This is a genomic window from Hyphomicrobium methylovorum, from assembly GCF_013626205.1.
Classification (GTDB): domain Bacteria; phylum Pseudomonadota; class Alphaproteobacteria; order Rhizobiales; family Hyphomicrobiaceae; genus Hyphomicrobium_B; species Hyphomicrobium_B methylovorum.
In genome coordinates this window covers 1,362,916-1,375,827 of sequence record NZ_QHJE01000001.1, presented here as the reverse complement: position 1 = coordinate 1,375,827, position 12,912 = coordinate 1,362,916, and the positions used below count along the sequence as shown (strand labels likewise).

15 protein-coding genes are annotated in these 12,912 nt (G+C 57.4%); 10 read left to right on the top strand and 5 right to left on the bottom strand.

Going from position 1 to position 12,912, the window contains the following annotated elements; translation table 11 throughout:
* Window positions 1–178 precede the first annotated feature (178 nt).
* The 9 genes from DLM45_RS06730 (at window position 179) to DLM45_RS06690 (ending at window position 7,646) form a co-directional block, all read left to right on the top strand.
* Window positions 179–1,012, top strand: coding sequence for a response regulator transcription factor (locus DLM45_RS06730; protein ID WP_181336405.1), 834 nt, complete (start codon window positions 179–181; stop codon window positions 1,010–1,012).
* Window positions 957–2,210 carry a flagellar hook protein FlgE gene (locus DLM45_RS06725; protein ID WP_181336404.1) on the top strand — a complete coding sequence of 418 codons (1,254 nt, stop codon included), beginning with the start codon at window positions 957–959 and terminating at the stop codon, window positions 2,208–2,210. The genes DLM45_RS06730 and DLM45_RS06725 overlap by 56 nt, the downstream gene beginning before the upstream one ends.
* A 28-nt stretch (window positions 2,211–2,238) precedes the next feature.
* Window positions 2,239–3,711, top strand: coding sequence for a flagellar hook-associated protein FlgK (gene flgK, locus DLM45_RS06720; RefSeq protein WP_181336403.1), 1,473 nt, complete (start codon window positions 2,239–2,241; stop codon window positions 3,709–3,711).
* A gap of 4 nt (window positions 3,712–3,715) precedes the next feature.
* Window positions 3,716–4,771, top strand: a complete 1,056-nt coding sequence (locus DLM45_RS06715; protein WP_181336402.1) for a flagellar hook-associated family protein — start codon at window positions 3,716–3,718, stop codon at window positions 4,769–4,771.
* 38 nt (window positions 4,772–4,809) lie between these two features.
* A complete protein-coding gene (gene flaF, locus DLM45_RS06710) occupies window positions 4,810–5,154 on the top strand; it encodes a flagellar biosynthesis regulator FlaF (protein ID WP_181336401.1) in 345 nt (114 codons plus the stop codon).
* Complete coding sequence (gene flbT, locus DLM45_RS06705) at window positions 5,154–5,570, top strand: flagellar biosynthesis repressor FlbT (RefSeq protein WP_181336400.1); 417 nt, start codon at window positions 5,154–5,156, stop codon at window positions 5,568–5,570. The genes flaF and flbT overlap by 1 nt, the downstream gene beginning before the upstream one ends.
* Window positions 5,567–5,968: a flagellar hook assembly protein FlgD gene (gene flgD, locus DLM45_RS06700; protein WP_181336399.1), complete on the top strand. Its 402-nt coding sequence runs from the start codon at window positions 5,567–5,569 to the stop codon at window positions 5,966–5,968. Before flbT ends, flgD begins: the two co-directional genes overlap by 4 nt.
* Window positions 5,968–6,237 (top strand): flagellar biosynthetic protein FliQ, encoded by a 270-nt coding sequence (locus tag DLM45_RS06695; protein WP_181336398.1) that lies wholly within the window; start codon window positions 5,968–5,970, stop codon window positions 6,235–6,237. Before flgD ends, DLM45_RS06695 begins: the two co-directional genes overlap by 1 nt.
* Window positions 6,238–6,620: 383 nt before the next feature.
* Window positions 6,621–7,646, top strand: a complete 1,026-nt coding sequence (locus DLM45_RS06690; RefSeq protein WP_246317194.1) for a GGDEF domain-containing protein — start codon at window positions 6,621–6,623, stop codon at window positions 7,644–7,646.
* Between the two features lie 31 nt (window positions 7,647–7,677).
* On the opposite strand, the gene DLM45_RS06685 is transcribed toward DLM45_RS06690, so the two are convergent.
* Both DLM45_RS06685 and DLM45_RS06680 read right to left on the bottom strand, forming a co-directional pair.
* Window positions 7,678–8,556 (bottom strand): PilZ domain-containing protein, encoded by an 879-nt coding sequence (locus tag DLM45_RS06685; protein WP_181336396.1) that lies wholly within the window; start codon window positions 8,554–8,556, stop codon window positions 7,678–7,680.
* 2 nt (window positions 8,557–8,558) lie between these two features.
* A complete protein-coding gene (locus DLM45_RS06680; protein ID WP_181336395.1) occupies window positions 8,559–10,673 on the bottom strand; it encodes a sensor domain-containing protein in 2,115 nt (704 codons plus the stop codon).
* 352 nt (window positions 10,674–11,025) lie between these two features.
* On the opposite strand from DLM45_RS06680, the gene DLM45_RS06675 reads away from it, so the two are divergent.
* On the top strand, window positions 11,026–11,337 hold the full coding sequence (locus DLM45_RS06675; RefSeq protein ID WP_343062250.1) for a PilZ domain-containing protein: 312 nt from the start codon (window positions 11,026–11,028) through the stop codon (window positions 11,335–11,337).
* Window positions 11,338–11,414: 77 nt separating this feature from the next.
* On the opposite strand, the gene DLM45_RS06670 is transcribed toward DLM45_RS06675, so the two are convergent.
* Genes DLM45_RS06670 through DLM45_RS06660 form a run of 3 tightly spaced genes read right to left on the bottom strand, consistent with a single transcriptional unit; the run spans window position 11,415 to window position 12,911 of the window.
* Window positions 11,415–11,972, bottom strand: coding sequence for a hypothetical protein (locus DLM45_RS06670; protein ID WP_181336393.1), 558 nt, complete (start codon window positions 11,970–11,972; stop codon window positions 11,415–11,417).
* A complete protein-coding gene (locus DLM45_RS06665; RefSeq protein ID WP_181338213.1) occupies window positions 11,956–12,414 on the bottom strand; it encodes a flagellar basal body-associated protein FliL in 459 nt (152 codons plus the stop codon). The genes DLM45_RS06670 and DLM45_RS06665 overlap by 17 nt, the downstream gene beginning before the upstream one ends.
* 5 nt (window positions 12,415–12,419) lie before the next feature.
* A complete protein-coding gene (locus tag DLM45_RS06660) occupies window positions 12,420–12,911 on the bottom strand; it encodes a hypothetical protein (RefSeq protein ID WP_181336392.1) in 492 nt (163 codons plus the stop codon).
* Window position 12,912: the final 1 nt, after the last annotated feature.

Here is a 12,912-nt window from a genome sequence, read left to right as displayed (position 1 = left end):
GCCGGAAATATCCTTACGAACCGCGAACCTAGCTCGATCCCGCTCCGTGTAGATGCACGGAATGGTATTTTAGACACCCCGCAAGCCGGGATCCAAGTAATGCCAAAAAAAGTGTTAATAAACCGAATGAATCAATGTATCCCGCTTAAATACAGACGATTTAAAGGCGGGGGCGGGAATGTTTGTGGTTTTAGACGATCGTTCGACGGTCGCAGGCGGATGTATTGCCTGTTTTGAGCGCGAAGGAATCGCGGCCGTCGCAGTCGATCCCGCTGAGTTCATGGACTGGTTCGAACTTGTGAATGATTCGGACGTCGATGTCGTCGAAGGATTTTTGATCGGTTCAGTAACGAACCGCCGCCAAATCGCCGCCCGCATCCGCGCCCGTTGCCGTGCCCCCCTTCTCGGCCTCATCGAAGCCAAAACGCTCAACGAAACCCTCGATCTCTTTTCACTTGGTTTCGACGATGTCGTATCCAAGCCCTTCCACGTGCGCGAAATTCTGGCGCGCAGCGGTGCCATCCGCCGCCGCATGAAGATGGCCGAGCAATGCGTCGACGTTGCAGGAATCCGAATTTTCTTCGACGGCCGCGACCCGCTGGTCAACGACGAGGTGCTGCCCCTGCCTCGCCGCGAACGCCGCATCCTCGAATGCTTGGTCTTGAGCCGCAACACCCGCGTGACCAAGACCCAGATCTTCAATCGCGTCTATGGCATCTTCAATGATGAGATCCATGAGAACGTCATCGAGAGCCACATCAGCCGCCTTCGCAAGCGGTTGAAGCAGCGCCTCGGACACGACCCGATCGATTCGCAGCGCTTCCTTGGCTACCGGCTGAAGGAATATTCTGGCGAAGACTCTTCAGTCGCCAATAGCGACGCCGAAACCAGTCTCACGCAAGGCCCGGATGCTCCACTCACGAAGAGCATCATTCGTGACGACCAGGAGAGTGTCGATGGGCCTATACGGACTAATGACTACCAGCATATCGGGCATGTCTGTCCAAGCTGACCGGATGGGTACCGTCGCGGACAACATCGCGAACGTAAATACGACAGGCTACAAAGAAGCATCCGCACAGTTCGCGACCTTGGTTGCCGAAGGCCACGTGGCCTCCTACGTCCCCGGCTCGGTGTCTTCGGTTGCGCGCCGGGCGATTTCCCATCAGGGCGACATCTCCTACACGACCTCTCCGACCGATCTGGCGATCAGCGGCAACGGGTTTTTCATGGTGCAGAGTCCGTCCGGCACACCGTTTCTCACTCGTGCGGGCAGCTTCGTCACCACGAACGGACAGCTCGTCAACGCAGCGGGCTTCACGCTATTGGGCTACGACCTACTGAATGGCGGCAGCACGTCCGTCATTAACAGTGCGGCAGGTCTCGTTCCCGTCAGCACCGCCAATCTCGGTCTTAAAGCCACGCCGTCGAGCGTTGGCGAATTCCAGGTGATGCTGCCGTCGGACGCGGCGACATCTGTGAACCTCCCATCTGCCAATGGCGCCTTCGCGGACTTCTCAGGCAAGACGTCGATCATCACCTACGATAATCTCGGCCATCAGGTGACGCTCGATATCTATTCGGCAAAAACCGCAAACAACCAGTGGGAAGTTACCGTCTACGACAACGCGGGCGCGTCGGCGAATGGCGGCTTTCCATATGCCGGTGGATCTCTGCTAACGACACTGCCGCTAACGTTTGATGGCACCAATGGCAAATTGCTGACGCCCGCGAACGGCACGCTGTCAGTCAATATTCCCAACGGCACGACACTCTCGCTGGCGCTCGGAAATACAACGCAGCTCGCTGGCGACTACACGCCGATGAAAGCGACCGCGAACGGCAATGGCCCTTCAGCCGTTGACCGTTTTGAGATCAGCAAGAACGGCACCGTGACGGCCGTCTATGCCGACGGATCACGCGTAGACGCCTTCCAGGTTCCGCTTGCGAGCGTTGCAAGCCCTGACAACCTGACGGCGATTTCCGGAAACGTCTTCGCAACAAACAAGGATTCGGGCGATCTCCAGCTCGGCAAAGCCAACACAGGTGCGCTGGGTTACATCGCGTCAGGAGCGCTGGAAAAATCGAGCGTCGATCTCGCGTCTGAGTTGACGACGATGGTCGAGGCGCAACGCAGCTATACGGCCAACTCCAAGGTCTTCCAGACCGGCACCCAGTTGCTCGACGTTCTCGTCAACCTGGTCCGATGATTATGACCCCTAAGGGGAAAACGAACTGATGTCGCTGACGTTAAGTATCGACACCGCGCGTTCAAGTCTCGCGACAACCTCCGAGCAGATCTCGGTGGTGTCGCGGAATATTGCGCGCGTGGGCGATGCGAACGCCACACGCAAAACGGCTCAAACCATCACCGGGCCGGGCGTCGGTGTCAGTGTCGCTGGCATCCAGCGCACGGCCAACAGCCTTCTTTTCAATGCGTACCTGAATTCGAATTCCAGCAGTCAGGCGCAGTCGGCCATCACGTCGTCGCTCGATCGGCTTCAGAATACGGTCGACGATACCGATCTGGAGCGCTCGCCGGCAGCGCTGTTGGCCAAGCTAAGCGCCGCTCTGCAGACGTATTCGGGAGCGCCGCAGAATCCCGCGGTGGCCGCAAGTGTGGTCTCCGCAGCGAAGGACGTGTCCAACGCCCTCAATTCGGCATCCGCAACCGTCACGAGTGTGCGCCAGCAGGCCGACGCCGACATCGGCGCGTCTGTTGGTCGAATAAACAGTCTGCTCGCGCAGTTCGAAACGCTCAACAATCAGGTTATCCGCGCGACGAGCGGCAGCGGCGACGCTTCCGACGTGCTCGACGCGCGCGACGCCATACTCAAGCAGCTTTCGGCAGAAGTCGGCATTCGCACCGTTGACGAAAGCAACGGTGGCATGTCGATCTACACCGACAGCGGCGTGACGCTGTTTGACAAGCTGCCACGCAAGGTCAGCTTTCAGCAAACGCAGAATCTTAGCGCGGGCATGTCCGGCGCCGCGGTGTTCGCAGATGGTGTGCCCATTGCGGGCGGAACGCATTCACTTGGAATTTCGACCGGCAAGCTCGCGGGCCTTGTCGCGGTACGCGACGACATTGCGGTAACGTATCAGGGCCAGCTCGATGAGATGGCTCGCGGCCTCATTCTCGCATTCGCTGAATCGGATCAATCCGCTACGCCGACGCTTCCTGATGTCGCCGGTCTCTTCACCTACGCGGGCGGACCCGGTTTGCCGTCATCATCAAGTCTCGTTTCGGGACTTGCCGCATCGATCAAGATCAATCCGAATGCCGACCCAAGCCAAGGCGGCGATGCCGAGCTGATCCGTGACGGCGGCATCTCTGGCAATGCGGCCTACAAATACAATGCCGCAGGCGGAGCGTCTTTCACCGATCGTATCCAGGGTTTGATCGCGAGCCTTGGTGCCGGACAGACATTCGACCCGTCGACACAGCTCTCGTCGAGTGTTCCTCTCGGGAGTTACGCAAAGGATTCAGTCGCCTGGCTCCAGGCTCTGCGTCAGTCGTCGAGCGCGGAAGCCGAGTACCGCAGTACCGTGGCCAGTCGAGCGGCGTCCGCTCTGTCATCGCAGACGGGTGCGAGCCTCGATGAGGAAATGACAAATCTTCTCAGTCTCGAACGAACGTTTCAGGCCTCATCGCGCCTGATAAGCGTCGTCGACGGTATGTTCACAACCCTCCTGCAATCATTCAGCTAGGCCAATGATCACACCGACATTCGTTTCAACATCAGCGCTCTCAAGTGAAACGCGGTCGTCGATTGCACGCATCCAGGCGCGCCTCGTTGATGCGCAGAAAGAACTCGGCACGCTTCGCCACGCAGACGTCGGGCTAACGCTGGGCGCGACGACCGGCATCAGCGTTTCGATGCGCCAGGATATGACCCAAATTCAGGCGATCAAGGATACGAACTCGATCGTCTTGACGCGCATGCGCGGCTCGCAAGCAGCGCTTCAATCGCTTGCTGACAAAGCCCAGTCGGTGATGACGGCACTCACCGGAGCGCAATCTGCGTCCTTGATGCCCGAGACGATCGTGCAGGAAGCAAAAGCCGGGCTGCAGACCGTACAGGACCAGCTCAACGCATCGCTCGATGGGCAATATCTGTTTTCCGGCATCAACTCAGACGTCAAGCCGATGGAGGATTATTTCGCAAATCCTCCGCCGGCCAGTGCGCAGTCCGTCAACGCCGCCTTCTTCGCCAAGTTCGGAATGAATCCGACCGACCCCGGCGTGAATTCGATCTCCGACACGGACATGGAGAGCTTCCTAAATAACGAGTTTGCGGACCTCTTCTCGGATGCGAACTGGTCTGCAAACTGGTCCGCCGCATCGGATCGTCCGGTCAACAGCCGCATTTCGCGAACCGAAACCGCGAACACGTCCACGACCGCGAACGAGATGGCGTTCCGTCAGATGACTCAGGCATTCACGATGGTGTCTGGCCTCGGCTTCGCAAATCTCAACAGCGGCGCGCAACAGGCGATCGTAAAGGCCGCTACGACGATGCTCGGCAATGGCATCAGCGGAGTGACAAAGATTCAATCGTTCCTCGGCGTCACGCAACAGCGCGTCGCGGATAGCAACGATCAGGTTGATACGCAGCTTGCTTTCTTGGAGCGCTCGATCGGAGATCTCGAGTCGGTTGATCCGGCCGAGATCACGACCACGATTTCAAATCTCACGACCCAACTCGAAGCCGCTTACAGCATCACCAACAGGCTGAACAATCTCAGCCTCATGAACTTCCTCAAATGACAATTCCGCATAGCTTTAGCGAATGACCGGACCGGAAAATGTATAAGTTCTCATATGAAGAGACGTTGAGTGAATCTGGCGGCAGGCAGCGCGAGAACGAACGTCTCGCGCTTGAGCAGTCTGTCGCGATGCTTCAGAAAGCGCAAAGCGCCGGACCGAATTCGCGTGAAGCGATCGAGGCAATCTTCTTCGTCAATCGTCTCTGGAGCTTCCTCCTCGAGGATCTCGCCAAGCCGGATAACGGCCTGCCAGAGCAAATGCGCGCCAACCTCATCTCCATCGGCATCTGGATGCTGCGCGAAGCCGAGGCGATCAGCAACGGCAAGTCCCAGAACTTCGCAGGCCTGATCGAAATCTCGAACGTGATAGCGGAGGGGCTTTGATGAGTGGCGGCTTGAAGATAACGCTCCGCGCCGGCGAACGGATTTTCGTCAACGGCGGCGTGCTGAAGGTTGATCGTAAAGTCAGCATCGAACTGATGAACGACGTCATCTTCCTTCTTGAGCAGCACGTCATGAAGCCCGAAGAGACAACGACGCCGCTGCGCCAACTCTATTTCATGGTGCAAATGATGCTGATGGACCCGGCATTGCACATGAAGGCGCGCGAGATGGCGATGGAGTCGGTAGCAAATCTGCTGGCCAGCATACGCGATCCGAAAATGCTTCAGGGATTGGCGGATACGAGCCAGCTCCTCGATAGCGATCGCCCCTTCGAGGCATTGAAACGAGTCCGGTCCCTCATTCCGCTCGAAGGGGCGCTGGAACCGGCGACAGAACTTACAAAGGAGGTCGCATGACCACGATACCCGCAACCGGCTCGGCAGGCGGCACCACCAATACGAACACCGGCACGAACAAGTCGACGCTCGACTACAACGACTTTCTTCGTCTCATGGTGGCGCAGCTGCAGAACCAGGATCCGCTCAACCCGACGGACTCCACCGAGTACATGTCGCAGATTGCTCAGTTTTCCAACGTAGAGCAGGCGATCAACACCAACTCGAAGCTCGGGCAGCTGCTCATAAATTCAAACATCAGCCAGGCTAGCACCCTCGTCGGACACACCATGATGAGTGCTGATGGCTCGGTCTCAGGAATTGTCACGTCTGTCAGGATTGACTCGAACGGGTCAACGGCGATCCTGACCGACGGCAAAGAAATACCGATCGTTGCTGGCGTAACGGTAGGTTACTGATGTCGGAGGCAGACGCCCTCGGAATTGTTCAGCAGGCCATCTGGCTCGCAATCGTATTGGCCGGGCCAGTCGTTGGCTCGGCCATGATCATTGGCGTCGGCGTGGCGTTCTTTCAAGCGCTGACGCAAGTCCAGGAAATGACGCTGACGTTCGTTCCGAAGATCATTGCGGGATTTTTTATAATCCTTCTAACGGGCAACTACAGCGGCGCACTTTTGAAAGTGTTCACTGAACAGTTGTTCCTGCGCATTGCTACTGGGTTCAAGTAGGCCGCGCCCCGCGAACGCATTTCACAAATACATGCGTTTTAGGGGATGATTGTTGCTCAAAATCGGCGAATTACGACCAATTGTTCATTGCGATTCCTTGCGATTTATGTTCCTCAGTAACCAGTCCGTAGTCTGATGAAGTAGCGCGGCCGCGCGCGCTTTCAGCAGGTCTGGGGAGCGCGCGAGCTGGCGTATCCCAGTTCAAACCCGGCCACGAGAACACGGCGTTACAGCCGGTTCGCAATGGGCGTGGCCTTCGAAATCATCGATCGAAGCAGGGCGATATGATGCAAGCCGTATCCAGGCATGTGCCTCTTTCCGCAATGATCATGTTGTCTAGCGTTCTCATAATCTGCGCGACGTATGTCTTTTGGATAATGTACATGCGAACCGGCGGCGAGGTGGCGGCCCTCTCCCCCTGGTCAGACGTGAGCTGGCGAATTGCGGAAGTCGACTCGCGTGGTCGCATCATTCGGCTCGGTTCTCACCCCATTGCTATCGCGGCCTTGTTCGGATTGGTGTCGGTCGGGTTGCTTGGTTTTGCCGTCGGAGCTTGGCAGTACTTCACCGGCAATGAAATGGCGCGCAGAGCAGACAACAAAGCTCAATCGCAGCGCTTGGACAAAGTCGGCAGGGACTTGGATGACGAAGTATCGTCATTGGTCACCCTGCTGCAGCAGCATCTCGAAGTCAGCTCATCCCATTCCGATGCCCTGGCGAGCGTCAATCGCAATCTCCCGACGTTGACGTCGCCGGAGCAGATCAGGGCTGTCGTTCAACGCTTGATCAATGAGAATGCACGCTTCCGGGGTGAAGTCGACGTTCTGAACGGGCGCTTGCGTCAGTCACAAACGCAAATCGAAAAGCTCCGCGCCAATCTCAACGAAAGCCAGCGGCTTGGCATGATCGACGCGGTCACGTCGCTCAAGAACCGCCATTGGTTGCAGGCAAACATGGAACGGGAAGTGCGCCTCGCGATGGAAGCGAACGAGCCGCTGTCTGTCATCATGGCCGACGTCGATCATTTCAAGAAGATCAACGACACATTCGGACATGCCGTGGGCGACGAAATTCTTCGCCGCTTCGGAGAGCTGCTTTCGAAAAGCATCAAGGGCCGGGACACGGCAGTGCGTTACGGAGGCGAGGAGTTCATTGTGCTCCTGCCCCAGACGAAACTGCTCGGTGCGGTAAATCTCGGTGAGCAACTTCGCGCAGGGCTCGAAAGCAAGCGGTGGATGCACCATCGCACGGGCAAGCCGATTGGCACCGTAACGGCGTCGTTCGGCGTCGCGCAAATGAGACCGGACGACAGCCCGGAAACGCTGATCGATCGTGCGGACGGCAAACTTTATGAGGCGAAGGCCGCCGGACGAAACTGCGTCAAGTCCGAAGTTGACGATGTCGCCTGACGTCGAAAAACAAGATCGCAGATCGAGCTAATCAGCTTTCCGTAAACAGCGGATCATTTTCCGAAAGCGGCTGATCGAAGCGCGCGCTTGTCTTTCCGGCTTTTGCGCATGCGATCAGACTTGGAAATTTTCGTCCGTTTTGCAGCTCGATCAGTACGCTCTCTTTAGTTCGGAACGCTCGAGGGCAGACGAAATCGATGCCGTTCGTTGAAATGCTCATCGTGCGGCCGACGGCGATGGCATCCTCCGCAGTCACTTTGCACGGACGGGACAGATTGTAAGTTCGCGACCGTCGCCGTTGCGGCAGAATGGGCAGAGCGACTTCCCCTTGCCGATTGATGCAACTGTGGGCGCCAGCCGCCACCTCTTTGAGAAATTTCCCAAGCACGAGCGCATTGCCCGTATAAGTGCCATCAAGCCGCCACCGCGTCTCGGGTTCGAGAGCAAGAACCGCGTCGCGGCAATCCTCGGCGAGTTTGCGCCAAGCCATCGTGAGCTGTTCGAGCCGATCAATAGAGACAGCGGGAGCGACGAAATTCCCCGCGCCAAGTACCAGCGGAAGCGCCACCGTTCGCGCGTCCAAAAGCTCGAGATAGATCCGATTGATCGCGGCTCCGGGCTCTGGCGGCAGAGCAATGTCACGCCAAGACCTGAGGGCGGAGCGGACCAACGGCGACTCGACCGGAAGCAGATTGGAACATGAGCGCAGCATCCAAGGCCGCTTGAACGCGAGAGCGGCATTCATCGCGCTCGCAACGGCGCCAATCTGCAGCGCCGTCCAATGCAACTCGCAAACCAAGGCTTCGAACAGAGAGTTTCCGTCTAAAGGCTCCACGGCCGTCGCAGATGCGTTGACGGACGGCTGGACGCGTTTGGATGGTTCGAATGTTTTTCGCAAAGTATTCAGCATGGCTATTGTGACTTCGCAATGAGAGCGCGGACCGCAGCCGCAGGAATCGGTCGGGAAAACAGAAAGCCCTGGGCCTCAACACACCCTTCTGAGCGCAGCTTGGCATACTGCGCTTCCGTTTCGACGCCTTCCGCCACGCTCGTCATACCGAGATTGTATCCGAGCTGAATGATCGAACGGCGCAAGGTCGCGGAGCGCTTCTGGTTGGAAATATCCGAAACGAACGATCGATCGATCTTGATCTTGTCGAATGGAAAGCTTTGCAGATAGCTCAACGACGAAAAGCCGGTTCCGAAGTCGTCGATTGCGATCCTTGCGCCGAGCTTCTTTAGCTGATTGAGCGTCGTCGTTGCGAGATCACGATCCTTGATCAGCACGGATTCCGTAATCTCGAGAACAAGCCGCGATAGCGACATGCTGCGCGATGCGTCGACGATTTGCTGCACGAGGTTCGGCCCAAGGAACTGGACAGCAGAAACATTCACCGCAACCCAAATGTTATCCGGCCACCGTGAAGCCTCGGCGCATGCGCTTTTCAGCACCCACTCACCGATCTGCTCGATGTAACCGGCTTCCTCCGCAATCGGAATGAATTCGGATGCAGGCACCAATCCGCGCTTCGGGTGATACCATCGGATGAGCGCCTCGCACCCAACAATTCTGCGGCTGTTGACGTTGACGATCGGCTGGTAGTGCAGCTCGAATTTGCTGTTTGCGATCGCTTCGCGCAGGCCCATTGCAATGGTATGGCGAGCCTGCAGCCGCTCATGCATCGTCTGCTCGAAAAAGCCAAACGAGCCACGTCCGATAGATTTGGTTCGATAAAGAGCGGTGTCGGCGTTCACCATCAGCTGTTCAGCATTGCTCGCGTCGCCAGGCGCAATCGCGATGCCGACGCTGCCGCCAGCCGCCACGGTTTCGGAACCAATTTCGAAGGGTTCCGCCAAGGCGCCAATGATGGCCTTGCCCATTGCGGCAACATCTTCAATCGAATTTGGTGCGACCTGAATTATGCCGAACTCGTCGCCGCCAAGGCGAGAAACAGCATGTGTGCCGGGGAGGTTTGCAAGCCGTTGCGCGGCCGCCTTGAGGATGGCGTCCCCTGTCGGATGTCCCAGCGTGTCGTTGATAATCTTGAACCGATCGAGACCGACACAATGCAGTGCCAGCATCTCTCCGTGTCCGAGATGTTCCAGCGCTGAGCGCGCGCGCTTTAAAAAGAGCGTGCGGTTGGGCAGGCCCGTCAGCGCGTCATGATTGGCAAGCCGCCCGATCATCTCTTGGTCGCGCTTGCGATCTGAAATGTCGATATGCGCGGTTACAAATCCGCCATGCGCCAGCGGCGTGCCGCGAATTTCAAGGTAAGTACCGTTCGGACGTTGCCGTTCGAAGCTATGTGCAACACGTTTGGATGCTCGGCCCAATCTTTCACGGACCAAGTCATCAACGTTCCCGGGGCCATACTCTCCACGCTCTGCATTGAAGCGGTAAAGCTGTTCGAGTGTCGTATTGCCTTCAAATAACTCGTCAGGGTATTCGAGGAGCCGACGCTGCTTCTTGTTGCAAAGAATGATGCGGTTATTCTTGTCGAACGCCGTAAGCCCGCCGGGAAAGGTTTCGACCACGGCCTGGAGCAGTTCTGTCCGCTCTTGCAACTCGACATGCCGTCCGACAGCCGTCGTGATATCGATTTGGATGGATAGATAACCCTTGAGGGCGCCTTTCGGGCCGCGCATCGTCGAGATGATTGTGTCGACCCAATAGAACGAGCCATCTTTCGCCCGGTTCATCACCGGGGAACGCCAGACATCCCGCTCTGCCAACACCATGAAGGCGTCGGCCCAGAACTCGCTTGTATGTTGCGGCGACTTGAGGATCGCGTGCGTTTGTCCGATCAACTCGTCACGGTCGTACTTGCTCTGGCGTACGAATTCGTCGTTGACGTGCAGGATACGGCCGCTCGCGTCGGTGATGGAGACCATCCCGAGGTGCTCGACAGCGGCGGCAAAAGCAGCGGCACCCCATGAGGTGCTGAGATAGGGCGGCTTGGATGCCTTCTGCCGTGGCCGCTTGACTGGTTTGGAGCTCTTGGCGAGCCCTTCGACGTTATATGCCATGTGGTTATTTCCGAACGAATCCCGCTCGCTATACCGGCCTGCCTGCTAAGGCAGTCAAAGCAAGATCCGAACTATAGAATTCCAACCTGAACACGGAATGCCGATAGGCCCGGCTACAACGGATTGGCATCATGCCCCAAAGCCACACCGTGGCCGTTGGTCCGTCGATTTCGTCACTTTGGCTAAAATGTATTAATGTTGAATTAGCCAATTTGGACGCCCAAACGCTAAAGGGGAGAATCGGCGCCTTTTAAATTATGACCAAATTGAGTGACAGGCGTGCGTTTGCCGATGGAATCACGTTAGAAAAATATATTCGAATCGGCGCGCGGGAATAGCAGCGCGCTGCGGAATGGCGCGGGGGCGTGACTTGGGTATCGAAAAAGGGCCAGATCGGCGTCAGTTTGGGCGGCGAATGGTCTTCAAAGCGGCCGTCGTAGCCAATTCTGGCGGCGTACGAATTCCTGGGCACATTATAGATATTTCTGACGCAGGCGCGCGGATCAAAGTGGCCGACCCGACGGCGGTGGAAATCGAATTCTTTCTCGAAATTCCAGAAGACGACATTGTCGTGAAATGCCGGGTCATGCGAGTCGACGAAACGAGCGTCGGCGTCCAATATATCAGGCCGCCGCGCCGATTGTCCTGGATTAAGAAAAGATAAATTTATCGGAATCGCAGGCCGATATGGCGATATCCGAATAAATCCAGCGTCGCACATGAATTGAACCCAGCTGAGTGCTAAGTCCCCACAAATTCTCGCGCCGCTTCGATGGAAACAAACCGCCGTCGGCCGACGAGCGTGTCGATTTCGACCGAGCCATCGTCGTAGGAAAGATACTCGCGTCCTGAAAGTGTTCCGCCGACCATGGGCTGGCGCGGCAGAACGGGCGGTGCAGGCGGTTGCTCGAAAGCGGCCGACTGCTGCAGAACGCGTTGTGTGGGCGGCACCGTCCCAGAGAGAATACGCACCGAAAAGTGGCGCCGTTCGACAAGCGGCAGCAGCTTCATCGCAACAGCCGCGATGATGATGCTTTGCGCGACCGTCAGAGCCATCAATCGATGAATCCAGACGGCGGGCGTGTCTGAGAGAAGCGCAGAGTAGCCGGTCGCGAAAATGACGGCCGATATGACGCCGAGCCCCGCAAAAACCGAAAAGGCCGCAACGCTTCCGTTAGATGATGCCGCGGGCGGCGCGCTTTCGCGCGAAGCTTCCTCCGAACGAAACTTGCGTGCGGCCGCCGCTGCTGTCTGGCGCAGAACGGCGTCGAATGCGAAAGGATTATTGACCGCTTCCATGGTTTCTCATCATGTCTTGTTTGGAAAGATAGCTCCAGCTGTCGACCAGTACGTCCTTGACGACCTCGCGACCCAGCCGCTGATTAACCCCCGAAACGACGCGCGCCGAGAAATCTCGCAGCGCGAGTTTCTGACCCAGCTTTATGTCTTTCGGTGTCGTCTCGTAGATGTAGCGAAAGGCTTCGTCGGCAACGAATGCCTCAGGCTGAATTGAACTCGCTTTCACGAGAGTGGAGTCGGCCGTGAATTGCAGCCGCGTCACCACGTATCCCAGCACCTGTCCATCTTCGAGAACGGGCACGCTGACCATCGGCGTTTTCATCGCTTGCAGCTTCACCGGCTCTCCGCTTTTTTCGGCGTTGCCCGTGTGCGTCTTCAAGGCCATCGCCCCGTAAACGCCGCCGAGCGTCGAGAGACAGGCGACGAAACTGAGCAGAATCATCCGAATCACGGGCTATTCCGGTACGGATTGATGCTGCGCGTATATGTGCCGTCAGACTCTGCATTCTGAATGGCGTCCGAAAGCATCGCCGAGATTTCCTTGACGGCATCGAGATGCAGACGAATTTTTCTGAGATTGACCGCGAGCTTTTCGCGAAAGACGGTCAAACGAAGCTGCAGATCGCCGTTGATGTCGGCTGGCTGCAAACGGCGCAGGGCCTGATTAAGATCGAGAAGGCCTTGGCTCTTGCGATCGTTCGACGCTTTGAAATCGAACTTGAAAGATTTGTCCAACGCTTCAGTTTCTTCGTCGAGATAACCTTCGATGCGATGGATGATGGATGTAACGAGCGCGCGCGCGCCGTCCGGATCCGCGACGGCGCTACGGGGTACTGGCGTCGAACGCAGCCCGTTAACGGGCACGCCACCGCGCAGCGGCACACCACGCGCGAGAACTCCCGGATCGGCTTTGCTGCTTTGGAATGCGGCGGCGCTCATT

Coding starts and splice junctions, on each gene's coding strand:
- flbT (WP_181336400.1), top strand. CDS start 5,154: ATGAGTGGCGGCTTGAAGATAACGCTCCGCGCCGGCGAACGGATTTTC.
- DLM45_RS06680 (WP_181336395.1), bottom strand. CDS start 10,673: ATGGCATATAACGTCGAAGGGCTCGCCAAGAGCTCCAAACCAGTCAAG.
- DLM45_RS06675 (WP_343062250.1), top strand. CDS start 11,026: ATGGCGCGGGGGCGTGACTTGGGTATCGAAAAAGGGCCAGATCGGCGT.
- DLM45_RS06690 (WP_246317194.1), top strand. CDS start 6,621: ATGCGAACCGGCGGCGAGGTGGCGGCCCTCTCCCCCTGGTCAGACGTG.
- DLM45_RS06715 (WP_181336402.1), top strand. CDS start 3,716: ATGATCACACCGACATTCGTTTCAACATCAGCGCTCTCAAGTGAAACG.
- flgK (WP_181336403.1), top strand. CDS start 2,239: ATGTCGCTGACGTTAAGTATCGACACCGCGCGTTCAAGTCTCGCGACA.
- flgD (WP_181336399.1), top strand. CDS start 5,567: ATGACCACGATACCCGCAACCGGCTCGGCAGGCGGCACCACCAATACG.
- flaF (WP_181336401.1), top strand. CDS start 4,810: ATGTATAAGTTCTCATATGAAGAGACGTTGAGTGAATCTGGCGGCAGG.
- DLM45_RS06685 (WP_181336396.1), bottom strand. CDS start 8,556: ATGCTGAATACTTTGCGAAAAACATTCGAACCATCCAAACGCGTCCAG.
- DLM45_RS06670 (WP_181336393.1), bottom strand. CDS start 11,972: ATGGAAGCGGTCAATAATCCTTTCGCATTCGACGCCGTTCTGCGCCAG.
- DLM45_RS06695 (WP_181336398.1), top strand. CDS start 5,968: ATGTCGGAGGCAGACGCCCTCGGAATTGTTCAGCAGGCCATCTGGCTC.
- DLM45_RS06660 (WP_181336392.1), bottom strand. CDS start 12,911: ATGAGCGCCGCCGCATTCCAAAGCAGCAAAGCCGATCCGGGAGTTCTC.
- DLM45_RS06665 (WP_181338213.1), bottom strand. CDS start 12,414: ATGATTCTGCTCAGTTTCGTCGCCTGTCTCTCGACGCTCGGCGGCGTT.
- DLM45_RS06730 (WP_181336405.1), top strand. CDS start 179: ATGTTTGTGGTTTTAGACGATCGTTCGACGGTCGCAGGCGGATGTATT.
- DLM45_RS06725 (WP_181336404.1), top strand. CDS start 957: ATGGGCCTATACGGACTAATGACTACCAGCATATCGGGCATGTCTGTC.